Source organism: Klebsiella sp. GFKo11, assembly GCF_056490265.1.
The window spans coordinates 4,234,456-4,256,409 of sequence record NZ_CM151369.1 but is presented as its reverse complement, the minus strand read 5'-3'; the positions used below and the strand labels follow the sequence as shown (position 1 = coordinate 4,256,409).

The window sequence follows — 21,954 nt, the reverse complement described above, 5'->3', positions numbered from 1 at the left end:
GTGCGATTGCTCAACTGGAGAAGACAAGCGGTTATCAACGCGATGCCAGGGATTAAACCCGGGCAGATACGCACGCCGTGGCATGAGTTCTGGCGACGTTTTCGTCGCCAGCCGGTGGCGATGGGAGCGGGGATATTTGTTCTGCTGCTGATTGCGGTTGCGGTCGTTGCGCCGTGGATTGCGCCGTTCGACGCGGAAAACTACTTTGACTACGATCGGCTTAACGACGGCCCGTCAATGATGCACTGGTTCGGTGTCGATTCATTAGGGCGGGATATCTTTAGTCGGGTGCTGGTGGGGGCGCAGATCTCGCTGGCTGCCGGGGTGTTCGCGGTATTGATCGGTGCGGTCATTGGCACCGTGCTTGGGCTGTTGGCCGGATATTACGAAGGCTGGTGGGATCGCATCATTATGCGCATCTGCGACGTGCTGTTTGCGTTCCCCGGTATTCTGCTGGCGATCGCAGTGGTGGCAGTGATGGGAAGCGGGATGTCGAATGTGATTATCGCGGTGGCGATCTTTTCGATCCCGGCGTTTGCACGTCTGGTGCGCGGCAACACGCTGGTACTTAAGCAGCAGACCTTTATCGAGTCGGCGCGCAGTATCGGCGCCAGCGACGCTAATATCCTGTTTAGCCATATCTTGCCCGGCACGGTATCGTCGATTGTGGTCTATTTCACCATGCGCATCGGGGTATCCATTATCTCTGCCGCCAGCCTGTCGTTCCTCGGTCTGGGCGCGCAGCCGCCGACCCCTGAGTGGGGCGCGATGCTGAACGAGGCGCGAGCGGATATGGTGATGGCTCCGCATGTGGCGCTGTTCCCGGCGATTGCCATTTTTCTGACGGTGCTGGCGTTTAACCTGCTAGGGGACGGCCTGCGCGATGCGCTGGATCCGAAGATAAAGGGGTAGGCGTTCGAGGGTTTTGTAGCCCGGACAGGTGCGCAGCACCGCCTCCGGGAATGTTAATCCTCTGTGGTTTTGTTGCCCGGATAAGGCGCGTTAGCGCCGCAATCCGGGACACATTCAGAGGAAGGAATTAAACCCGGCTGCCCCACAGGTCGTATTCGTCAGCGTGCTCAACTTTCACCCGCACAACGTCACCCGGTTTAACTTTGCTTTCGCCATTCAGGTAGACCGCGCCGTCGATTTCCGGGGCATCCGCCATGCTGCGGCCAATCGCGCCTTCTTCATCAACTTCATCGATCAGGACCATAATTTCGCGGCCCACTTTCTCTTGCAGGCGCTCGGCGGAGATCTGCTGTTGAAGTTGCATAAAGCGGTTCCAGCGCTCTTCTTTAACCTCTTCTGGTACCTGGTCCGCCAGTTCGTTAGCGGTCGCACCTTCCACTGGGCTGTACTTGAAGCAGCCAACGCGGTCGAGACGGGCCTCTTTCAGGAAATCGAGCAGCATCTGGAAATCTTCTTCCGTTTCGCCCGGGAAGCCGACGATAAAGGTCGAGCGCAGGGTCAGCTCAGGGCAGACTTCGCGCCACTGTTTGATACGCGCCAGCTGACGGTCAGCGGAGCCAGGGCGTTTCATCATTTTGAGAATACGCGGGCTGGCGTGCTGCAGCGGAATATCCAGATACGGCAGAATTTTGCCTTCCGCCATCAGCGGGATGACATCATCAACATGCGGATACGGGTAGACGTAGTGCAGGCGCACCCAGATACCGAGCTTAGCCAGCTCTTCGCACAGGCTTACCATGTTGGTTTTCACCGGCATACCGTTATGGAAGCCGCTGCGATGCTTGACATCAACGCCGTAGGCGGAGGTGTCCTGAGAAATCACCAGCAGCTCTTTGACCCCGGCATCGGCCAGGCGTTTGGCTTCCGCCAGCACTTCACCAATCGGACGGCTGACCAGGTCGCCGCGCATTGACGGGATAATGCAGAAGGTGCAGCGATGGTTGCAGCCTTCAGAAATTTTTAAGTAGGCGTAATGACGCGGCGTCAGCTTAACACCCTGTTCCGGCACCAGGCTCAGGAACGGGTTATGTTTTGGCTTCGGCGCGTAGTGGTGGACGTGTTCCAGCACCTGCTCGTAGCTGTGTGGGCCGGTAATTTCCAACACCTTCGGATGGACTTCACGGATCTGATCTTCTTTCGCGCCCAGGCAACCGGTGACAATCACTTTGCCGTTTTCTTTCAGCGCTTCGCCAATCGCTTCCAGCGACTCCTGCACGGCGCTATCGATAAAGCCGCAGGTATTAACGATAACCATATCGGCGTTATCGTAGGAAGGAACCACGTCGTAACCTTCGGTGCGCAGTTCAGTCAGGATACGTTCTGAGTCCACGAGATTTTTCGGGCAGCCCAGAGAGACAAAGCCGATTTTCGGCTGATGGGTGACATTGCTCATAGCTTAAAAAGTGTTCAATTATTGGAATGGTCAGGGCAGGGATTTTACAGATCTTTGGGGAAAAGAGTATAGCAACGACATGCTTAATGATGAAAAAGCCCGGGATAATATCCCGGGCGCGAAAATTACTGCGCTTGCGTCACCCCTGTACCTGGCGCTGTTCCGGGGGAGGTCGGCTCCCGGTTATCGCGAAGGGTAAATATCGAGATCAGTGTAAACAGCCCGGCGATGCCGCCCAGAATGTAATACGTGTGCGCAAAGCCAATGGTGTCGTACAAATATCCCGCCAATGGTGAGTAAATCGCGGTGGCGATAGAGGCGACAAACAGCACCAGCAGGTAGACCGTCGATGACAGCTTGTTGTCGAAGTTGGCGGCGATAAATTTAAACACCGAAACCAGAATCAGCGGTTTTTCCAGCGCATGCATCATTTTGACCGCGCCGATCCACACCGGACCAAGCGGGATAGCAGAGCCGACGATACGCACTGACATAATCAGCCCGGCAATGATCAACGCCCACTTCGCGCCGGTGCGGTTAACAAACCACGGCATCAGGCATAAAAATAGCGTTTCGCCGCACACCTGAATGGAAGCCAGAATCCCGTACCAACGGTTGCCTTCTTCCGGCGTCGGAAACTGCAGAGAAAAGTATTGAGCGAACTGCTGGTCATAGGTGTCGTAGATTTGCGTAACGAAAAGGGTAAACACCAACAGCATCCAGAACTGACCGTTCTTCGCCAGTTCCAGGGCATGCGAAACTTTCAACGCGCTGGTTTTTTGCATTTCCGCTTCGGTCAATTCGACCTTAGTCAGCATAAAACAGATTGCCGCGATAACGATGGCGAAGCTGGCCAGCCAGAAAGCAAGGTTCGGATTGCTGTCGATATATTTGCCGACGATCCACGCTGCAGCCGCCCAGCCTAACGATCCCCACATCCGCACGCGACCATATTCGAACTGATAGCGGCGCGAGATTTTATCGATATACGAATCAATCACCCCGCAGCCGGAGTTGAAAATAATCCCCAGGTATACCCCGCCAAGCAGTGCCCCTAGCCAGAAGCTGTGTACCAGCAGCGGCGCATATAAATAGATAAAGAACGGGCCAACCGGCAGCAGCATTGCGACCAGGATCCAGATCAGCCGCTTTTTCAGGCCAAACTTGTCGGAAATAAAACCGAAGAAGGGCTGCATCAGCAAGGCGATAAAGGCATTGACCGAATAGAGCAGGCCGGTTTTGGTCGCACTAATCCCGAGGTGTTGAGTGGTCCAGATAACAAAAAACGCCATGGTCGATGACCAGGCGAACAGATAGAGGAAATCGAAAAGACTCAACAAGATATAGTTTCTTTTGCCGGGCGTAATCATTTCAGTTCCTTCAAGCGATAGAGATAAAGGTTGCAAACAGGATCGAGCTGCTTGCTGTTGTTTTTGAATGTTATACGTAATACATTTATTGGCATGATATGACACCCGGCAGGCTTTTCAGGCAATAAGCATTACGCTGTTTTGTGATCATTGCTGCAATAAATGATTGTTCATCGCCAGATTGAAAATTGTATTTTTATGAGAGCGTATAACATTTTTATTGTTTTTTGCTTTGGGGGCTGTCTGAACGCAGGGAAGGATTTTACCTATCGTTGTAACATTGTAAATGATGTTAATGGACTGGTATTTATTGATCTCTCTCATCGTTTTGTACGAAAAATGACCATATTATAGTTATGGTAAAGGACGACAGAGGAGGAGCTATGATGACTGTTGACAAACTATATCGTAACCTTATGAATAAGCTGATTAATGCCAATATTGATCTTGATGCTTATTTGCAGTTGCGAAAAGCGAAAGGCTATATGTCGGTCAGCGAAAATGACCATCTGCGTGATAACCTGTTTGAACTGTGTCATGAAATGCGTGAACGCGCTCCGCGCTTGCAGCACGCCATCGCGCCGGAGGAGAAGGAAGCCCTGCGACTTGCGGGTGAAGCCATCGCCTCTGCGGCGGTATGCCTGATGACCGGGCATCATGATTGCCCATCCTACATTGCGATTAACGTAGATAAGCTGGAACGCTGCCTGGCAGTATTGACGCTAAATATTCATAAATTGAATGATTCTGCGCCTATTCACCCTGCCTGAGATAAGGGGGAGCCTGCTCCCCCTGATTAATGTTATGTAAAAATCTCTTCCCGCCTCCCCACGCTGGCTACCCTTATCCCATTGCTGACAAAAGGAGAGTGCCATGCGCCAGACCGTCAACCTGATAGCCCTTACCGCGTTGTTGTTACCCGCCGCAACCTTTGCCGCCCAGGAGCGCGTAGAGGTGTTGCAGAATCAGCTTGAACACCCGTGGGCGCTGGCCTTTCTGCCTGATGATAAAGGCATACTGATAACCCTGCGCGGCGGCGAGCTTAAGCTCTGGCAACCGAACAAAGGGCTGTCTTCGGCGTTATCTGGCGTTCCGCAGGTATGGGCCAACGGTCAGGGTGGGTTGCTGGACGTTGTATTAGCGCCAGACTTTTCCCAGTCGCGACGCGTCTGGCTGAGCTATGCCGAAGGCGGCGATGATGGCAAAGCGGGGACCACCGTCGGCTATGGGCGATTAAGCGATGATCTCAAGCGTCTGGAAAACTTCCAGGTCGTATTCCGCCAACAGCCAAAACTCTCTATCGGCAACCATTTCGGCGGACGGATGGTGTTTGACGGCCACGGGTATCTGTTTATCGGACTTGGGGAAAATAACCAGCGTTCGACAGCTCAGGATCTGGATAAGCTTCAGGGAAAAGTGGTCCGTCTGACGGCTGATGGCAAAGTCCCCACTGATAACCCTTTTGTCGGTAAGTCGGGCGTCAGGCCGGAAATCTGGTCTTACGGTATTCGTAATCCGCAGGGGATGGCGATGAATCCGTGGAGCGATACGCTGTGGCTGAATGAACACGGTCCACGCGGTGGTGATGAGATTAATATCCCGCAAAAGGGGAAAAACTACGGCTGGCCGCTGGCGACGCACGGCATCAATTATAGCGGTCTGCCGATACCGGAAGCCAAAGGCAAGGCGGTGGCTGGAACTGAAGCTCCGCTGTTTGTTTGGGAAAAATCTCCGGCGGTGAGCGGGATGGCTTTTTACGACGCAGCGACCTTCCCGCAGTGGCAACACCGGTTGTTTATCGGTGCGCTGAAGGATCAGTCGCTGATTGTATTGAAGGTGGATGGCGATAAAGCCACTGAAGAGGAACGCATTTTGGCCGATCGCGGGAAGCGCATCCGTGATGTGCGCGTTGGACCCGACGGTTATTTGTATGTGTTAACCGACGAGTCCAACGGCGAACTGCTGAAGGTGAGTCCGGCAGGCTAAATCAGGTGACAGGGATCATTACCACATTGCGCCAGGCCTGACGCTCGTTAATCTGCTGATACCAGCGCTGCAGGTGCGGGCGCGGTTGCCAGGTTTTTACGCTTTCCAACAGGTTGTATACGAACGGCGCGACGGCAATATCGCCCAGGCCGAAGGCATCTCCCGAGAGCCACGGATGCTGCGCCAGTTCATCATCAAGAATGGCGAACAGCGCCTCGCAGGCGACAATGCCCGCTTCAATTGCGGCGGGATCGCGCTTTTCCGGCGGTGTTCTGACCAGCCCCATCAGAATGGGCCGATGAGCAGGAGAGAGCGAACCGTTGGACCAGTCCATCCATTTGTCACCCTGGGCACGCAATGCCGGCGACTCTACCCACAGGCGATTCTGACCATATTGCGCGGCCAGATAGCGAATAATAGTATTCGATTCCCAAAGCACGATGTCGGTGGACTCATCTTTTAACAGCGGCACCAGGCCATTGGGGTTCATGGCCAGATACGCCGGGTCATGGTTCAGGCCGAACTCCAGTCCCGCCAGAATTTGCTGATACGGGAGATCGAGCTCTTCCAGCACCCAGCGCACTTTCTTCACATTGGTCGAGTTATTTCTGCCCCATAGCGTAATCATATCCGCTCCTGCCTTTTATTTAGCCGCCATTGCAGCGTGATGAGCATTCATGTTGGAATAAAGTTAATATATAGGCAACCACGATCAAAAAAATTGCTCTGTTTGCGGCAGGGCGTGAGGTTATTGCGTAAACTTTAAAAACTTTACCAACTCGCTGTTTCTTTAAGGTCATTTGTACGCTTTACTCACCGGCTGCTGCGGCGCCGAAAGAGTGTTGCGGCATATTTTTGTTTGGAAAGGATACTTGGGTGGCTCTTATGACGCATGATGCTTTTTCCCTTCGCGGCCTCGCGGCAGGCTGCGCGCTTTTACTTCTCGTTGCGCCTGCGGTGCAGGCTGCGGAACAACTCCCCGATGCGCCGTCGATTGACGCGCGAGCCTGGATCCTGATGGACTATGCCAGCGGCAAAGTGCTCAGCGAAGGCAATGCTGATGAAAAACTCGACCCGGCGAGCCTGACCAAAATCATGACCAGCTACGTCGTCGGTCAGGCGTTAAAGGCGGGTAAGATTAAGTCCACCGACATGGTGACCATCGGGCGTGATGCGTGGGCAACTGGTAACCCGGCGCTGCGCGGTTCGTCGGTGATGTTCCTTAAGCCGGGCATGCAGGTCTCGGTCGAAGACCTGAATAAGGGCGTAATCATTCAGTCCGGCAACGATGCCAGCATCGCGATTGCCGACTACGTGGCGGGAAGTCAGGATGCGTTTGTCAGCCTGATGAACGGTTATGCGCAGAAGATGGGCCTGACTAATACCACCTTTATGACCGTGCACGGTCTGGATGCGCCGGGGCAGTTCAGTACCGCTCGTGATATGGCGCTGCTGACTAAAGCGATGATCCATGACGTGCCGGAAGAGTACGCCATTCATAAAGAAAAAGAGTTCACTTTTAACAAAATTCGTCAGCCAAACCGCAACCGGCTGCTGTGGAGCACCAGTTTTAATGCCGACGGCGTGAAAACAGGGACCACCGCAGGTGCGGGTTATAACCTGGTTTCCTCCGCAACGCAGGGCAATGATATGCGCCTGATTGCCGTGGTACTTGGAACTAAAACTGACCGCATCCGTTTTAATGAGTCAGAAAAACTGCTGACCTGGGGCTTCCGCTTCTATGAAACCGTAACGCCGATTAAACCGGATGCCACCTTTATTACCCAACGCGTCTGGTTTGGTGATAGCAGCGAAGCGAAGTTAGGCGCGGGCGAGGCCGGTTCCATTACGCTGCCGAAAGGACAGCTGAAAAACCTGAAGGCCAGCTACACCCTGAACGAAACGCAGCTGACCGCGCCGCTGACCAAAGGCCAGGTCGTGGGTACTATCGACTTTAAACTCAATGATAAGACCATTGAGCAGCGACCGCTGATAGTGATGGAAGCGGTAAACGAAGGTGGCTTCTTTAGCCGGATGGTTGATTTCGTGCTGATGAAACTGCACGGCTGGTTCGGTAGCTGGTTCTCTTAAGATGCAGGCCGCGCCCTGCGGGGCGCGGTTAGTAGAGTAGTGAAATCTGTTTTTCTTTCGCCAGCGCCTGTAGGTCGTCATCCGGACAAACATCGCTGGCAATCACATCAAACTGCGCTAAATCGCCCATTCTCGCCGGCCGAACTTTACCGAATTTACTGTGATCGACCACCAGCACGTGGTAGCGAGCGCTTTTCATCGCCCAGTGTTTGACCGGAAGCTCTTCCAGATTAAAACAGGTTGCGCCCTGCTCGCAGTCAATTCCGGCCGCTGAATAAAACGCGATATCCGGGCAAAGATGGCTCAGCGTATCCTGAAGGCTCAGCGGTTTAAAAATCGCGTTGCTGGCGTGGAATTCGCCGCCGCATAAAATCGCCCGACACTGGGGCTTATCCTGAAGGGAAAGAAAGGTATTGAGCGAATAGCACACGCCAGTAAAGGGTAGGGCGTTGTCGATGGCGTCGATGATCCACGGCGTGGTCGTTCCGCAGTCGAAAAAGGCCATCTGATGAGGTTCTAACAGTTTGGCGGCGTGGCGGGCGGCGCGTCGCTTCTCATCGACCAGGCGCGTTTTTTGGTCGCTTAACAGATAGTGCGTGGCGCTACGCGGCTCCAGCACAATGTAACCGCCGAGCAGCACCACCGGACCATTATGACCATTGAGATCGCGACGAATGGTCATTTCTGACACACCAAGCAGGGTTGCTGCTTCTTTTAGATGGAGTTTATCACTGCGCTTGAGTGCCTGAATAAGCTGGCTGATGCGTTCGTCACGACGAGTTTCCATATTCCCTCTAAGCTCAAAGCGCCCTGCATCGACAGGGCGTCAGCGGCGATTTTACCTGCCGAAAGAGGGTTAGTCACGCGGTGGAATAGCGCCGTGACTACGCGATGGGTTTCTCAGGAATAAGATTATCCGCGCACCCAGCCTTTGCGGATTGGCAACGAAAAAAACAGGCGGTACAGCCGCTGTAGATGCTGGTAAAGGCTATGCCCTCCGCTATGCCACAATAGCTGGGCGCTAAGGCAGGCGCTCATGGCGGTCAGCAGTCCACCCAGCATGTCCATCGGCCAGTGGACGCCGAGATAAACCCGGGACCAGGCGATTGCGCAGGCGATACCGAGGAGCAATGCGCCAGACCACAGTCGATGCCAGAACATAAAGGCCAGCGCAAAGGTAAAGCAGATAGTGCCGTGGTTGCTCGGGAAAGAGTTATTCGACGAATGGTGCAGGAAGTTATAACCGACACCAGCCGCAAACGGACGTTCGTGTGGAAAGAGAAGGCCGAATATCCATGAAAGCGTGAGGCTAATAGCTAACGCCATCATGACCTTAAATACCAACTGGCGCTGATTGGGCCCCCACAGCCATAGGGCTAATACGAGTAATGGCACAAGAATAATCAGGTCTTTGGCAATAAAAGTCGCCACTTCAATCGCCCACCACGGGGAGTCAGGCGTTGCATTGAGCAATGCAAACAGCGCGTAGTTGATATTTTCCAGCATACATCCAGGCTCTTTAATCCGTCAGCAATAAGCCGCCTACCTTAAAAAAGGGTGGCGATGAGGTAAAGCAGTATTGTCTTAATTATCAGTTTGTTACGAATTTATACGTATTTGTGCCCTCGTTAACAGACTGCAATGGAGAGTATATAGCCTGTAATCTAATTGAAACATAAACGAAATATATACAGTTGGCTTTTCATTTGCTGATGGCGATGTTGTTACCTGAGTGGCGCTATTTTTCGTTGTCGCTCACAATTCGCTATCTCACCGGCTCGACTTTCATTAAACTTTGCGCGGTTTTATTTAAATAAGAGATTTCATGCAGAATTATTCGCTTTCGGGCAAGCGCCTCGGACGTCAGGCCTTGCTGTTTCCGCTGTGCCTGGTGCTATACGAATTTTCCACTTATATCGGCAACGACATGATCCAACCGGGAATGCTCTCGGTGGTGGAAGAGTTCGGCGTTGGCAATGAGTGGGTTCCGACCTCGATGACCGCTTATCTGGCCGGCGGTATGTTTTTACAGTGGCTGCTGGGGCCGCTGTCGGACCGTATCGGCCGTCGTCCGGTGATGCTGACCGGCGTTGTGTGGTTTATCGTGACCTGCCTGGCGACGCTGTTGGCGCAAACTATTGAGCAGTTTACGCTGCTGCGCTTTTTGCAGGGCATTAGCCTCTGTTTTATCGGCGCAGTGGGCTATGCAGCGATTCAGGAGTCTTTCGAAGAGGCGGTCTGTATCAAAATTACTGCCCTGATGGCCAACGTTGCGCTGATTGCGCCGCTTCTCGGGCCGCTGGTGGGGGCTGCCTGGGTTCACGTTCTGCCGTGGGAAATGATGTTTGTCCTGTTCGCCGTGTTGGCGGCTATTGCTTTCGTTGGCCTACAGCGGGCGATGCCGGAAACCGCCACCCGGATGGGCGAGAAACTGTCGGTAAAAGAGTTGGGGCGCGATTACCGTGAGGTGCTGAAAAACCTGCGTTTTGTAGCCGGAGCGCTGGCGACCGGTTTTGTCAGCCTGCCGTTGCTGGCCTGGATTGCCCAATCGCCAGTGATTATTATCAGCGGCGAGAAGGCGACCAGCTATGAATATGGCCTGCTACAGGTACCGATTTTTGGCGCGTTGATTGCCGGTAATCTGGTGCTGGCGCGCCAGACTTCACGCAAAACGGTGCGTTCGCTAATTATTCTCGGCGGCTGGCCGATTATGATTGGCCTGTTGATCTCCGCGGTGGCGACGGTGGCTTCAACCCACGCCTATCTGTGGATGACCGCAGGGCTGAGCGTTTACGCGTTCGGGATTGGTCTGGCCAACGCCGGGCTGGTGCGCCTGACGCTATTTGCCAGCGAGATGAGTAAGGGGACGGTGTCTGCGGCGATGGGGATGCTGCAGATGCTGATCTTTACCGTTGGCATTGAAGTTAGTAAGCATGCTTATGAATCTGGCGGTAGCGGGATTTTCAGCTTGTTAAACTTACTGAGCGGGGTGCTGTGGCTGGCAATGACGGTCTACTTCCTGAAGGATAAGAGCGTGGGAAGCTCCCACGATCCTCAGTGACTTTCAAAATCACCCGCTGCGACGTTAAGCGCCGCAGCGGGTCATTCCTCAGGCGAACGGCGCTTCGCGATTAAGCACTTTATCAATAATATGCAGCACGCCTTCCTCGTTGTTGTGCGGCGCATCATATCTAGCAACGGCTTTCACCGGGGCGGCGGCGTTTGCCATCGCAAAACCGAAACCGGCGTGTTGCAGCATTTCAATATCGTTGCCGCCGTCGCCGAACGCGACGACTTCATGGTTTTCAATGCCCCAGCGCTCTTGCAAAATACGCAGGCCGTTGGCTTTGTGTACGCCAGGAATAATCAGGTCAATGCTGCCGTAGCCGGTGGCGACGGCAGTGACCATGTCGCCCAGCGCAGCGTGCAGTTTCGGCTGCATCTGCGGGATTAAGTGATCCGGTACGTTGAGGCCGAATTTCAGAATCACATCATCAATCTGATTGAAGTCGTCGACCAGTTCAAGGCGATGATACTACTTCGCTGCGATCGCCTTCAGTTCATCGTTATATTGATTGAGGGTGTAAGCGCTGCGTTTACCGCAGGCGATAATTTCAATATCAGTCAGCGTTTGCAGATGATCGATGACGGTATTGAAATGCGCCTTTGGTATTTGACAGTTAAACACGTCGTCCCCGGCGCTGACCACCCAGCCGCCGTTTTCGGCGACAAAAGCAATCTCATTGGCTACCTCAGGGAAGAACGAAATCAACTGGTAATACTGGTTGCCGCTGGCCACGACGAAGCGGATGTCTTGTTCACGCATTCGCTGGTATTGGGCAAGGAAGCGCTGGCGGTTATAGGTTTTGGCATCGCTTAAGAAGGTGCCATCCATGTCTACCGCAATCAATTTGATGCTCATTAACTGTTCTCCAAAACAGGTTCAGGTTGTGGTTTCGCCACCGCGCGGGCGACCAGTGCTGCCACCAGGACCAGCGCCAGCACGACCATCATCGCGCTGCGTAGGCCGAAATGTTCGCCAAGGAAGCCCAGCAGCGGCGGGCCGACGAGGAAGGCGAGGTAGCCAGTGATCGCCACGATGCTAACACGCTTCGGCGCATCGGGCCCGGTATCGCTGGCGGCGGAAATAGTCAGCGGGAAGCCCAGCGAAGCGCCGAGGCCCCATAACAGCACGGAAATGCCGGCGACCCACGGACTATCGACAAAAATAATCAGCGCAATGCCCAGCGCGCCCATCACCGCGCTGGCGCGAACGACGGTTACCCGGCTGTAGCGGTCGATAAACCAACCGCCGGTAAAGCGACCGATGGTCATTCCGAGCGTGAAGCCTGCGTAAATCAAAGAGCCGGAGGTTGGGCTGAAGCCATGACCATCCACCATTAGCAGCGGTAACCAGTCGTTGGCGGAACCTTCGGCAAAGGCCATTGCCAGCACGATTAACCCAATGAGCAACAGTTGGGTATCACGCCAGACCGGCAGTCCTTTTCCTTCGTGGCGTGCGGCTTCCGCAGCATTTTTGCCGGTACCGTCGGGGATGGCGCGAATGGCGATGGCGATAGGGAGGATAGCCACCAGCGCCGCCAGCAGAATATGCGGCGCGGCGGGCAGGCCGAAACCGGTGACCGCCATGCCAACTCCTGCACCGATCAGCGTGCCGAAGCTGTAGAAGCCATGCATCATCGGCAGGACGGTTTTATTCATTTCACGTTCAACGGCAGCGCCTTCAACGTTAATCGCCACCTCGGCTGAGCCAAAGCTGGCACCAAAGATAGCCAGCCCAAGAGCAAATAGAACGGCTGATGTAAACCACAGCGCGACGCTGAGCACCAGCATCCCTACCACCGCGCAGGACATGGTGGCGCGAATGACTTTACGGGTGCCGAAACGATTGACCAGCCACGCGGAGCAGAGAATGCCGCTCATTGAACCTATCGATAGTCCAAATAATACAATCCCCATTTCCGCCGTGGATAGCGTCAGCAAATCGCGTATCGCTGGCGTGCGGGTTGCCCATGAGGCCATGAGTAATCCGGGAATAAAAAAGAACATGAAGAGCGCCCACAGCCGTAGCTGGAGGGCTCTGCGGGAGGTTTGTGCTGTCATCCGTAAATGCCCGTGAGTGAAGAGATGGAGACAACAGTAGCAAGGTTGTGTACATTTGTACATATAGGTTGCTTGCTGCTGGCCGCTTTTTTATTGACCTCAATGACTCGATTCAGCCTGAGGGATATCTTAAGCGCGTGCTGTGAGAGTATGCGTCCATTTGAATAAAAGAGGGAAACTTATGGCTCGTCGACCGAACGACCCACAGCGTCGGGAGCGCATTTTGCAGGCGACGCTGGACACGATTGCTATACATGGAATTCATGCGGTCACGCATCGCAAAATCGCCAGCTGTGCCGGTGTTCCACTGGGCTCGCTGACTTACTATTTCAGCGGTATTGAGGCGCTGGTCGAAGAAGCATTCAGCGTATTTACCGGCCAGATGTCGGTACAGTATCAGCAGTTCTTCGCGAACGTAAGCAACCGTGAAGAGGCGTGTGACGCCATTGCTGAGCTAATTTTTAGCGCCCAGGTTACCACCGCGCGCAATATGGAACTGATGTACCAGCTTTACGCCTTTTGCAGCAGCCAGCCGAATTTAAAAGCAGTGATGCAGAACTGGATGTTACGCAGCCAGCAAACCCTAGAGCAATGGTTTGAACCGGCAACGGCCCGCGGGCTGGATGCCTTCATTGAGGGTATGACGCTACATTTCGTGACCGACAGAGCGCCGCTATCGAGAGAAGCCATTCGACTGATGGTAGGGAGGTTGGCGGGGGAGTGAGCGGGGCGCAGAAAACAAAAAACCCATCAACCTTGAACCTAAGTGGCGGGGTTGATGGGCTCCACAAAATGGGGACATCAAAGAAAAGCAGTGGCACTACTTATGACTGATGCCAGCAAAAAAAGTTCTGAGAATATGCGTTTTTTTCTGAAAAATTTACTGTAGCCCTGGCCAGATGATGACAATTAGCGTACCTGCCAGGGTTAACAACACGTTAGCGATAGCATAGGTCCCGGCGTATCCCAGCGCCGGAATGTTGCTGCGCGCGGTGTCGCTGATAATTTCCATCGCCGGCGCACAGGTGCGGGCTCCCATCATCGCGCCGAATAGCATTGCGCGGTTCATGCGCAGGACGTACGCGCCAAACAGGAAGCAGATAACCACCGGCACCAGGCTGACGATGAGACCCGCTGCCAGCATCTGGCCACCGACGGCGCCCAGGCCGTTATTAATCCCCGCGCCCGCGCTGAGGCCGACACCGGCCATAAACACCATCAATCCGAACTCTTTCACCATATTCAGCGCCCCCTGGGGGATATAGCCGAACGTCGGATGGTTAGCTCGCAGGAAGCCGAGCATGATCCCGGCAAACAACAGACCGGCGGCGTTACCGATGCCGAAGCTGAACGAACTGAACTGGAAGGTGATCATGCCGATCATCAGGCCGACGATGAAGAAGGCGCAGAAGGCGAGCAGGTCAGTCACCTGGCTGTGAATAGAGATAAAGCCGATACGGTCTGCGACAGTTTTAACGCGACGCGCGTCGCCGCTGACCTGTAACACATCGCCCTTATTAAGCACCACGTTATCGTCAATGGGCATTTCGATTTGGCTGCGGATCACGCGGTTTAAGAAGCAACCGTGATCGGTCAGCTTCAGCTGCGCCAGACGACGGCCAACGGCATTGTGATTTTTCACCACGATCTCTTCGGTGACGATGCGCATGTCCAGCAGGTCGCGGTCGAAGACCTCTTTGCCGTTACGAAAGCTCGGGTCGAGACGGGCATGGGCATCCGGGTAGCCTACCAGCGCGATATCATCGCCCATTTGCAACACCGCGTCACCGTCTGGGTTGGCGAGAATGCCGTTACGGCGAATTCGCTCGATATAGCAGCCGGTCTGGCGATAAATACCCAGCTCGCGCAGGTTTTTGCCGTCTGCCCATGCCACCAGCTCCGGGCCGACGCGATAGGCGCGGATCACCGGCAGATAGACCTTGCGCCGGGAATCGTTATCGAGGCCACGTTCACGGGCGATTTGCTGGGCGCTGGTTTGCAAATCCTGGTGCTGTAGTTTGGGCATATAGCGAGCGCCAACAATCAGGCTCACCAGGCCAACCAGGTAGGTCAGAGCGTAGCCAAGACTCAGGTGATCGAGTGAGGCGGCGAGCTGCTCGCTGGACATGCCGAAGTGGCGTAGCGTATCGCCAGCGCCGACCAGCACCGGGGTTGAGGTCATTGCCCCGGCGAGCATCCCGGCCGTCAGGCCGATATCCCAGCCGAACAGCTTACCCAGACCCATGGCGATCAGCATTGCGCTACCGACCATCACCAGAGCCAGCATCAGGTAATTTTTCCCATCGCGAAAAAAAATAGAAAAAAAGTTGGGACCCGCTTCCACGCCGACACAAAAAATAAACAGCATAAAGCCGAGATTTAGGGCATCAGTGTTAATACTAAAATGTTGCTGGCCTAATAATAACGAAACGACTAAAACGCCAATGGAATTACCAAGTTGTACTGACCCGAGACGCAGTTTCCCGAGGCAAAGACCTAATGCAAGAACAACGAACAATAACAGGATGTAATTCCCGTTTAACAAATCTGCGACGTTTATATTCACGAAAGCCAACTTCTCATTTACTAGTAAGTTGTTGAAGGAAATGGTTATTTGGTCTAAGGTTGCTCCAGTGCTCGCGCTGTCACGAACGCTATTCTGGCATCCCGTTATAACCAGCAAAATATAGTCGATAGTTTAATCCTTCCTGGAGGCTTCGGCTAGTAACAATCGTTTTTGCACTGGCGGGATCTTTAATTGGAATGGACTGCCAGAATCTTTATCTGACTGGACGAAGTGGAAGTTGGTTAGAGGCAAAATCAGGAGGATGTAGTGAAATCTGAGCGTGCTTGGGCCGGTATTATCTGTGGGTTCTTTCTATTTATTGTGGTTTGTTTATCGCTGCTGTTACATATGAAAGGTGCCTTTCGGGCTACCGGTAATCCGGAGCTCGGGCTACTGTTTTTTTTACTCCCCGGCGCTGCGGCAAGCTGCCTCTCACCTGGACAGCGGGTTATTCGTCCCCTTATCGGCGCGATGCTGGCGGCCCCCATTTGTCTGGTGGTAATGCGGCTTTTCTTTGTGACTCAGCGTTCTTTCTGGCAGGAGCTGGCGTGGTTGTTTAGTGCGGTGTTCTGGTGCGCGCTTGGCGCATTATGCTTTCTGTTTATTTGCGCCTGGCTTGATACCAGACGCAAGCACTCATCAGAAGATTGAGCCGTCTCAGGCAAACAGTCCCAAATTCTCTTTCGCCCAGGCTTCAAAATCCGTGCAGCCGCCGATGTGTTTCTGATCGACAAAAATCTGCGGTACGGTTTCTACCGGCTTGCCCACGGTTTTTTCCAGATCGGCTTTGCTGATGCCTTCGGCGTGGATATCAATGTAGCGATAGTTGAAATCATCACGCTCATTGGTCAACTTTTCAGCCAGTTCTTTGGCGCGAACGCAATACGGACAACCTGGACGACCAAAAATTACGGTAAACATCGTTTCTCTCCTTAAATCTCAGCCTGATGGCGAATGGGGCGTATCATGACGCGTTATGCCGACGAGGGAAAGAAGGTTCTGCCTTTTGCTTCGATGGTTTAGGGCTATGTTTGATAAATACTCTGGCGATGAAACCGCTATACTGGCCCTGTTGCGTGACCCGTTATCGCTGGGTTGTGCGAATTATTTGGACCGGAGGAGTGTTATGCGATCGCCCGCTGCATTGCCAAAAAGCGTGCTGGTGGTTGAGATTCTCGGCATGGTGTTGTTGACGCTGGCCTGGCTCTCGCTCAATCAGTACGTCAGTCTACCCGCGCCGTTTTCCAGCCCGACGGCTGCGCTATTGATGATCTTCGCGGGGATCCTGCTGATGCTCCCGGCCGCCGTGGCGTTAATGTGGCGGGTGGCGAAAGTGATTGCCCCGCAGTTGACGCAAACCAAAACCCCACCTTCTTCCTTGTCTGACAGAGAAAAACGAGATGACGCCGACCATTGAGCTGCTGCGTAGCCACCGTTCTATTCGCCATTTTACCGACGCGCCTATCAGTGATGAACAGCGCGCTGCGATTATTGCCGGTGCACAGGGGGCTTCCAGCTCCAGTTTTTTACAATGTACCTCAATCATTCGTGTTATCGATCCACAGCTGCGTCAACAGCTGGTGACAATGAGCGGCGGTCAGAAGCACGTGGCGCAGGCTGCCGAATTCTGGGTGTTCTGCGCCGACTTTAACCGCAATCTGCAAATTTGCCCCGATGCCCAACTGGGACTGGCGGAACAGTTGCTGCTGGGTTGCGTTGATACCGCAATTATGGCGCAGAATGCGCTGGTGGCGGCAGAGTCTCTGGGGTTGGGCGGTGTCTATATCGGCGGCTTGCGCAACAATATTGATGCAGTGACCGAACTGCTGAAGCTGCCGCAGCACGTACTGCCGCTGTTTGGCCTGTGCCTTGGCTGGCCTGCGGATAACCCGGACGTAAAACCGCGCATGCCATCGGAGATGCTGGTGCACGAAAACAGCTATCAGCCGCTAGACGATGCGGTACTTAGCGAATATGACGAGCAGCTGGCGCAGTATTATCTGTCACGTGGGAGCAACACGCGTCGTGATACCTGGAGCGACCATATCCGTCGTACTATTGTTAAAGAGAGTCGCCCGTTTATTCTTGAATATCTGCATAAGCAGGGATGGGCTACGCGCTGATTGCGTGTAAACTGCCCCGGCCTGACGCCAGGCGATTTTGCAAGGTCAGCGTAAATTTGAGTCGTTGTTAGCTATCAAAGGCCCGCCAAAGCGGGTCTTTTCGCAGAGGTACAGGGTGAAAATTGCCATATTATCCCGGGATGGAACGCTTTATTCATGTCGACGCCTGCGTGAAGCCGCGCATAAACGCGGTCATCAGGTCGAAATCCTCGATCCACTTTCTTGCTATATGAACGTCAGTCCGGTGGCCTCATCGATTCACTATAAAGGCCGCCAGCTACCGCATTTCGATGCTGTGATCCCTCGCATCGGTTCAGCGATCACCTATTACGGCACCGCCGCGCTGCGTCAGTTTGAGCTGCTGGGCAGCTATCCGCTGAATGAGTCTGTCGCTATTACGCGCGCCCGTGACAAGCTGCGCTCGCTACAGCTGCTGGCGCGTCAGGGGATTGACCTGCCGCTCACCGGGATTGCCCATTCACCGGATGATACCAGCGACCTGATCGCGATGGTGGGCGGCGCGCCGCTGGTGGTAAAACTGGTGGAAGGTACGCAGGGCATCGGTGTGGTGCTGGCCGAAACCCGCCAGGCGGCGGAGAGCGTGATTGACGCGTTTCGCGGTCTGAACGCCCATATTCTGGTGCAGGAGTATATCGCCGAGGCGAAAGGTCGAGATGTGCGCTGCCTGGTGGTGGGCAATGAAGTGGTGGCGGCGATTGAACGCCGGGCGAAGGAGGGCGACTTCCGTTCTAATCTGCATCGCGGTGGCGTGGCGACGGTCGCGACCATCAGCGAGCAGGAGCGAGAAATGGCGATTAAAGCCACGCAAACGCTGGGGTTGGATGTGGCGGGCGTCGATATTTTGCGTGCTACGCGCGGCCCGCTGGTGATGGAAGTGAATGCTTCTCCAGGCCTGGAGGGCGTTGAAACCACAACGGGGGCGGATATTGCCGGACGAATGATTGACTGGATTGAGCATCAGGCAACACCGGGGTTTTGTCTGAAAATGGGAGGTTAGTTTCCTTTCACGACAGCGTCATGGTACACGACGCTTTTTTTGCGTAAGCTATGGCGTCGCATTTTTTCACAGCAAGAGGTCACAGGTCATATGGATTCACTGGTCGTTCCGGGTCTTGATACGTTACGTCAATGGCTCGACGAATTGGGCATCAGCTTTTTTGAGTGTGATTCCTGCCAGGCGCTACATCTGCCGCATATGCAGAATTTCGAAGGCATTTTTGATGCCAAACTCGACCTGGTGGACAACGTGGTACTCTTTTCCGCACTGGCGGAAGTTAAGCCTTCTGCGCTGCTGCCGCTCTCTGCCGATCTTTCAGCGATTAACGCCAGTTCGTTGACCGTGAAGGCTTTTCTCGATATTCAGGATGATAATCTGCCGAAACTGGTGGTGTGCCAGGCGCTGATCGTCGGTGTCGGTATTACCTTTGATCAGTTCGCGTGGTTTTTCCGTCAGAGCGAAGAACAGATTTCAATGGTTATGCTCGAAGCCAGCGCCAATCAGGTGTTGTATAAGCCTGAGGAAGAAGAGCCCGTTGCTGAGAATATCCAGTACCATTTTCTTCACTAAGCCTGTCGAAAAATAGCGCAGCCACTGCCATAGCGGCTGCGTATTTCCCGCTTTTATTCTGCCATTAACCTTTCTTTAAAGAATTTTTCACCGCCATTCTGCCGCTTTCGGCTTATCACGTAGACCGTTATTGCATAAAAAATTGATAAAAGGCGTTTTTTTACCTGGGCTATAGCCTCTTATTCTGGCTACAGTTATTCTGACGATGCTTCCAGTTGCGGGCAACCATTCCGGGAGAGGTCCTCTCTCCTTTTCTTAGGCAATGAAAAAATATGCATGATTATTGCATGCAAACAAGTGCGTATATTCAGCCCGCTTGTTAACGGGCATTGAGAAGGAATAAGAGATATGACCGCCTTTGGTAAAAAATGGTTAACAGGTCTGGTTACGGGTGCGCTGATGGCCGTTTCTGCCGGTTCGCTCGCAGCTGAACAAAAAACCCTGCATGTTTATAACTGGTCTGATTATATTGCGCCGGATACGGTAGCGAATTTTGAAAAAGAGACCGGCATTAAAGTGGTGTACGACGTTTTTGATTCCAACGAAGTGCTGGAAGGCAAACTCATGGCGGGCAGCACCGGCTTTGACCTGGTGGTGCCGTCAGCGAGCTTCCTTGAACGACAGCTGGCGGCAGGGGTTTTCCAGCCGCTGGATAAGAGCAAGCTCCCCAACTGGAAAAATCTCGATCCTGAAGTGCTGAAGCTGGTGGCGAAGCACGACCCGGACAATAAATACGCGATACCGTACCTGTGGGCGACTACCGGTATTGGCTACAACGTGGATAAAGTCAAAGCCGTGCTGGGCAAAGATGTACCGCTGGACAGCTGGGATCTGGTGATGAAGCCGGAAAACCTGGAGAAACTGAAAAGCTGCGGCGTCTCATTCCTTGATGCTCCTGAAGAGATTTTCGCCACCGTGCTGAACTATCTCGGCAAAGATCCGAACAGCAGTAAAGCCGATGATTACACTGGCCCGGCGACCGACCTGCTGCTTAAGCTGCGTCCGAACATCCGCTATTTCCACTCCTCGCAGTACATCAATGACCTTGCCAACGGTGATATCTGCGTTGCTATCGGCTGGGCGGGTGACGTATGGCAGGCGGCTAATCGGGCGAAAGAAGCGAAGAACGGCGTAAATGTCTCCTACTTTATTCCGAAGGAGGGGGCGCTGGCGTTCTTTGATGTCTTCGCCATGCCTGCGGATGCCAAAAATAAAGATGAGGCTTATCAGTTCCTTAATTATCTGATGCGTCCGGATGTTATTGCGCATATTAGCGATCACGTTTATTACGCTAACGGTAACAAAGCCTCTACGCCGCTGGTTAGCGAAGAGATTCGTAATAACCCGGCAATTTATCCACCAGCTGACGTATTCGCCAAGCTGTTCACCCTGAAAGTACAGGATCCAAAAATCGACCGTGTGCGTACTCGCGCATGGACAAAAGTGAAAAGCGGGAAATAACGACTTTTAATACCGTTGTCCGGTGGCGTTAATGCTACCGGGCCTACAAAACCCGTAGGCCGGGCAAGCGTTAGCGCTGCCCGGCGATACGCACCATAACAGTGCGTTTGCACCAGTTTTGATTTCTGCCGGAGAACACCCCGTGAATGACGCAATCCCCCGCCCGCAGGCAAAAGCCCCCAAAGCGCTGACCCCGCTACTGGAAATTCGTAATTTAACCAAGTCGTTTGATGGGCAGCACGCCGTCGACGATGTCAATCTCACCATTTACAAAGGCGAAATCTTTGCCCTGCTGGGCGCATCCGGCTGCGGTAAATCGACCCTGCTGCGCATGCTGGCGGGTTTTGAACAGCCAACAGCTGGGCAGATTGTTCTCGATGGCGTCGACCTGGCGCGGGTGCCGCCGTATCAGCGGCCTATCAACATGATGTTTCAGTCCTACGCGCTGTTTCCGCATATGACGGTCGAGCAGAATATCGCCTTTGGCCTCAAGCAGGACAGATTACCGAAAGCGGAAATCACCAGTCGGGTGCAGGAGATGCTGGCGCTGGTGCATATGCAGGAGTTCGCGAAGCGCAAACCGCATCAGCTCTCTGGTGGCCAGCGCCAGCGCGTGGCGCTGGCCCGTAGCCTGGCGAAAAGACCGAAGCTGCTGCTGCTCGATGAGCCGATGGGGGCGCTGGATAAAAAGCTGCGCGACAGAATGCAGCTGGAAGTGGTCGATATTCTCGAGCGCGTCGGCGTCACCTGCGTGATGGTGACCCACGATCAGGAAGAAGCGATGACTATGGCGGGACGCATCGCCATTATGAACCGCGGCAAGTTTGTGCAAATTGGCGAGCCGGAGGAGATTTACGAGCATCCAACCACCCGCTATAGCGCGGAGTTTATCGGTTCGGTCAACGTCTTCGAAGGGCTGGTGAAAGAGCGTCAGGAAGATGGACTGGTGCTGGATTCGCCGGGTCTGACGCATCCATTGAAAGTAGACCCTGACGCCTCCGTGGTGGATAACGTCCCTGTGTGGGTAGCTCTGCGCCCGGAAAAAATCATGCTCTGCGAAGATCCGCCTGCGGATGGCTACAACTTTGCGGTGGGCGAAGTTATCTATATCGCCTATCTCGGCGACCTGTCTATCTACCATGTACGCCTGAAAAGCGGGCAGATGATCAGCGCCCAGTTACAAAACGAACACCGCTACCGCAAAGGTGCGCCGACGTGGGGCGATGAGGTTCGTTTGTGCTGGGACGCCGATAGCTGCGTCGTGCTGACGGTGTAAGGAG

Annotated in this window: 21 protein-coding genes and 1 pseudogene; 13 read left to right on the top strand and 9 right to left on the bottom strand. The window is 53.9% G+C overall.

From position 1 onward, the window contains the following. Positions 1–912, top strand: coding sequence for a glutathione ABC transporter permease GsiD (gene gsiD / locus AC07P6_RS20665; protein WP_110275315.1), 912 nt, complete (start codon positions 1–3; stop codon positions 910–912). A gap of 127 nt (positions 913–1,039) precedes the next feature. Here gsiD and rimO read toward each other — a convergent pair whose 3' ends face one another. Then, positions 1,040–2,365 (bottom strand): 30S ribosomal protein S12 methylthiotransferase RimO, encoded by a 1,326-nt coding sequence (gene rimO / locus AC07P6_RS20660; protein ID WP_434659583.1) that lies wholly within the window; start codon positions 2,363–2,365, stop codon positions 1,040–1,042. 125 nt (positions 2,366–2,490) lie between these two features. Then, complete coding sequence (locus AC07P6_RS20655) at positions 2,491–3,732, bottom strand: oligosaccharide MFS transporter (protein ID WP_181421831.1); 1,242 nt, start codon at positions 3,730–3,732, stop codon at positions 2,491–2,493. 389 nt (positions 3,733–4,121) lie between these two features. Here AC07P6_RS20655 and bssR point away from each other — a divergent pair, with 389 nt between their 5' ends. Further along, entirely contained in the window at positions 4,122–4,505 is a 384-nt protein-coding gene (bssR, locus tag AC07P6_RS20650; RefSeq protein WP_182240702.1) for a biofilm formation regulator BssR, read from the top strand. A gap of 103 nt (positions 4,506–4,608) precedes the next feature. Continuing rightward, on the top strand, positions 4,609–5,721 hold the full coding sequence (locus AC07P6_RS20645) for a PQQ-dependent sugar dehydrogenase (RefSeq protein WP_478314442.1): 1,113 nt from the start codon (positions 4,609–4,611) through the stop codon (positions 5,719–5,721). A gap of 1 nt (position 5,722) precedes the next feature. On the opposite strand, the gene AC07P6_RS20640 is transcribed toward AC07P6_RS20645, so the two are convergent. Further along, positions 5,723–6,349 (bottom strand): glutathione S-transferase family protein, encoded by a 627-nt coding sequence (locus tag AC07P6_RS20640; RefSeq protein ID WP_478314440.1) that lies wholly within the window; start codon positions 6,347–6,349, stop codon positions 5,723–5,725. Between the two features lie 257 nt (positions 6,350–6,606). Here AC07P6_RS20640 and dacC point away from each other — a divergent pair, with 257 nt between their 5' ends. Next, complete coding sequence (gene dacC, locus AC07P6_RS20635) at positions 6,607–7,812, top strand: serine-type D-Ala-D-Ala carboxypeptidase (protein WP_182240706.1); 1,206 nt, start codon at positions 6,607–6,609, stop codon at positions 7,810–7,812. Positions 7,813–7,840: 28 nt separating this feature from the next. Here the strand turns inward: dacC and deoR are convergent, their stop codons facing one another. Then, complete coding sequence (deoR, locus tag AC07P6_RS20630; RefSeq protein ID WP_110275304.1) at positions 7,841–8,599, bottom strand: DNA-binding transcriptional repressor DeoR; 759 nt, start codon at positions 8,597–8,599, stop codon at positions 7,841–7,843. Between the two features lie 125 nt (positions 8,600–8,724). After that, on the bottom strand, positions 8,725–9,318 hold the full coding sequence (ybjG, locus tag AC07P6_RS20625; RefSeq protein ID WP_182237531.1) for an undecaprenyl-diphosphate phosphatase: 594 nt from the start codon (positions 9,316–9,318) through the stop codon (positions 8,725–8,727). 319 nt (positions 9,319–9,637) lie between these two features. Here ybjG and AC07P6_RS20620 point away from each other — a divergent pair, with 319 nt between their 5' ends. Beyond that, positions 9,638–10,873, top strand: a complete 1,236-nt coding sequence (locus AC07P6_RS20620) for an MFS transporter (protein ID WP_182237533.1) — start codon at positions 9,638–9,640, stop codon at positions 10,871–10,873. A gap of 48 nt (positions 10,874–10,921) precedes the next feature. On the opposite strand, the pseudogene AC07P6_RS20615 reads toward AC07P6_RS20620, so the two are convergent. Together AC07P6_RS20615 and AC07P6_RS20610 are read right to left on the bottom strand one after the other, a co-directional pair. After that, positions 10,922–11,734 (bottom strand): annotated as a pseudogene (locus AC07P6_RS20615) (Cof-type HAD-IIB family hydrolase). Continuing rightward, positions 11,734–12,936, bottom strand: a complete 1,203-nt coding sequence (locus tag AC07P6_RS20610) for an MFS transporter (protein WP_478314438.1) — start codon at positions 12,934–12,936, stop codon at positions 11,734–11,736. Before AC07P6_RS20610 ends, AC07P6_RS20615 begins: the two are co-directional and overlap by 1 nt. A 181-nt stretch (positions 12,937–13,117) precedes the next feature. On the opposite strand from AC07P6_RS20610, the gene AC07P6_RS20605 reads away from it, so the two are divergent. Further along, positions 13,118–13,660 carry a TetR/AcrR family transcriptional regulator gene (locus AC07P6_RS20605; protein WP_181482888.1) on the top strand — a complete coding sequence of 181 codons (543 nt, stop codon included), beginning with the start codon at positions 13,118–13,120 and terminating at the stop codon, positions 13,658–13,660. Positions 13,661–13,816: 156 nt separating this feature from the next. Here AC07P6_RS20605 and AC07P6_RS20600 read toward each other — a convergent pair whose 3' ends face one another. Next, positions 13,817–15,502 carry an aspartate:alanine antiporter gene (locus tag AC07P6_RS20600; protein WP_112214733.1) on the bottom strand — a complete coding sequence of 562 codons (1,686 nt, stop codon included), beginning with the start codon at positions 15,500–15,502 and terminating at the stop codon, positions 13,817–13,819. 267 nt (positions 15,503–15,769) lie between these two features. Here AC07P6_RS20600 and ybjM point away from each other — a divergent pair, with 267 nt between their 5' ends. Further along, positions 15,770–16,153 (top strand): inner membrane protein YbjM, encoded by a 384-nt coding sequence (ybjM, locus tag AC07P6_RS20595; protein WP_110275284.1) that lies wholly within the window; start codon positions 15,770–15,772, stop codon positions 16,151–16,153. 6 nt (positions 16,154–16,159) lie between these two features. Here ybjM and AC07P6_RS20590 read toward each other — a convergent pair whose 3' ends face one another. Next, on the bottom strand, positions 16,160–16,423 hold the full coding sequence (locus tag AC07P6_RS20590) for a GrxA family glutaredoxin (RefSeq protein WP_110275282.1): 264 nt from the start codon (positions 16,421–16,423) through the stop codon (positions 16,160–16,162). A gap of 205 nt (positions 16,424–16,628) precedes the next feature. Between AC07P6_RS20590 and AC07P6_RS20585 the strand changes: the two genes are divergently transcribed. From AC07P6_RS20585 to potG, 6 genes are all read left to right on the top strand, one after another. After that, positions 16,629–16,919, top strand: coding sequence for a YbjC family protein (locus tag AC07P6_RS20585; RefSeq protein WP_181482886.1), 291 nt, complete (start codon positions 16,629–16,631; stop codon positions 16,917–16,919). After that, positions 16,903–17,625, top strand: a complete 723-nt coding sequence (nfsA, locus tag AC07P6_RS20580; RefSeq protein ID WP_478314436.1) for a nitroreductase NfsA — start codon at positions 16,903–16,905, stop codon at positions 17,623–17,625. Before AC07P6_RS20585 ends, nfsA begins: the two co-directional genes overlap by 17 nt. 115 nt (positions 17,626–17,740) lie before the next feature. Further along, the gene (gene rimK / locus AC07P6_RS20575) at positions 17,741–18,643 is read left to right on the top strand and encodes a 30S ribosomal protein S6--L-glutamate ligase (RefSeq protein ID WP_434659571.1); all 903 of its coding nucleotides are present in this window, start codon (positions 17,741–17,743) and stop codon (positions 18,641–18,643) included. A gap of 90 nt (positions 18,644–18,733) precedes the next feature. Further along, on the top strand, positions 18,734–19,213 hold the full coding sequence (locus AC07P6_RS20570; RefSeq protein WP_110275402.1) for a type III secretion system chaperone family protein: 480 nt from the start codon (positions 18,734–18,736) through the stop codon (positions 19,211–19,213). Positions 19,214–19,561: 348 nt separating this feature from the next. Continuing rightward, positions 19,562–20,674, top strand: a complete 1,113-nt coding sequence (gene potF, locus AC07P6_RS20565) for a spermidine/putrescine ABC transporter substrate-binding protein PotF (protein ID WP_112214684.1) — start codon at positions 19,562–19,564, stop codon at positions 20,672–20,674. Between the two features lie 142 nt (positions 20,675–20,816). Next, positions 20,817–21,950, top strand: coding sequence for a putrescine ABC transporter ATP-binding subunit PotG (gene potG, locus AC07P6_RS20560; protein ID WP_181482881.1), 1,134 nt, complete (start codon positions 20,817–20,819; stop codon positions 21,948–21,950). The last annotated feature ends 4 nt before the right edge of the window (positions 21,951–21,954 follow it).

Coding starts and splice junctions, on each gene's coding strand:
- bssR (WP_182240702.1), top strand. CDS start 4,122: ATGACTGTTGACAAACTATATCGTAACCTTATGAATAAGCTGATTAAT.
- potF (WP_112214684.1), top strand. CDS start 19,562: ATGACCGCCTTTGGTAAAAAATGGTTAACAGGTCTGGTTACGGGTGCG.
- nfsA (WP_478314436.1), top strand. CDS start 16,903: ATGACGCCGACCATTGAGCTGCTGCGTAGCCACCGTTCTATTCGCCAT.
- AC07P6_RS20590 (WP_110275282.1), bottom strand. CDS start 16,423: ATGTTTACCGTAATTTTTGGTCGTCCAGGTTGTCCGTATTGCGTTCGC.
- AC07P6_RS20610 (WP_478314438.1), bottom strand. CDS start 12,936: ATGACAGCACAAACCTCCCGCAGAGCCCTCCAGCTACGGCTGTGGGCG.
- AC07P6_RS20585 (WP_181482886.1), top strand. CDS start 16,629: ATGCGATCGCCCGCTGCATTGCCAAAAAGCGTGCTGGTGGTTGAGATT.
- dacC (WP_182240706.1), top strand. CDS start 6,607: ATGACGCATGATGCTTTTTCCCTTCGCGGCCTCGCGGCAGGCTGCGCG.
- deoR (WP_110275304.1), bottom strand. CDS start 8,599: ATGGAAACTCGTCGTGACGAACGCATCAGCCAGCTTATTCAGGCACTC.
- ybjG (WP_182237531.1), bottom strand. CDS start 9,318: ATGCTGGAAAATATCAACTACGCGCTGTTTGCATTGCTCAATGCAACG.
- AC07P6_RS20645 (WP_478314442.1), top strand. CDS start 4,609: ATGCGCCAGACCGTCAACCTGATAGCCCTTACCGCGTTGTTGTTACCC.
- AC07P6_RS20605 (WP_181482888.1), top strand. CDS start 13,118: ATGGCTCGTCGACCGAACGACCCACAGCGTCGGGAGCGCATTTTGCAG.
- AC07P6_RS20620 (WP_182237533.1), top strand. CDS start 9,638: ATGCAGAATTATTCGCTTTCGGGCAAGCGCCTCGGACGTCAGGCCTTG.
- AC07P6_RS20570 (WP_110275402.1), top strand. CDS start 18,734: ATGGATTCACTGGTCGTTCCGGGTCTTGATACGTTACGTCAATGGCTC.
- AC07P6_RS20640 (WP_478314440.1), bottom strand. CDS start 6,349: ATGATTACGCTATGGGGCAGAAATAACTCGACCAATGTGAAGAAAGTG.
- rimO (WP_434659583.1), bottom strand. CDS start 2,365: ATGAGCAATGTCACCCATCAGCCGAAAATCGGCTTTGTCTCTCTGGGC.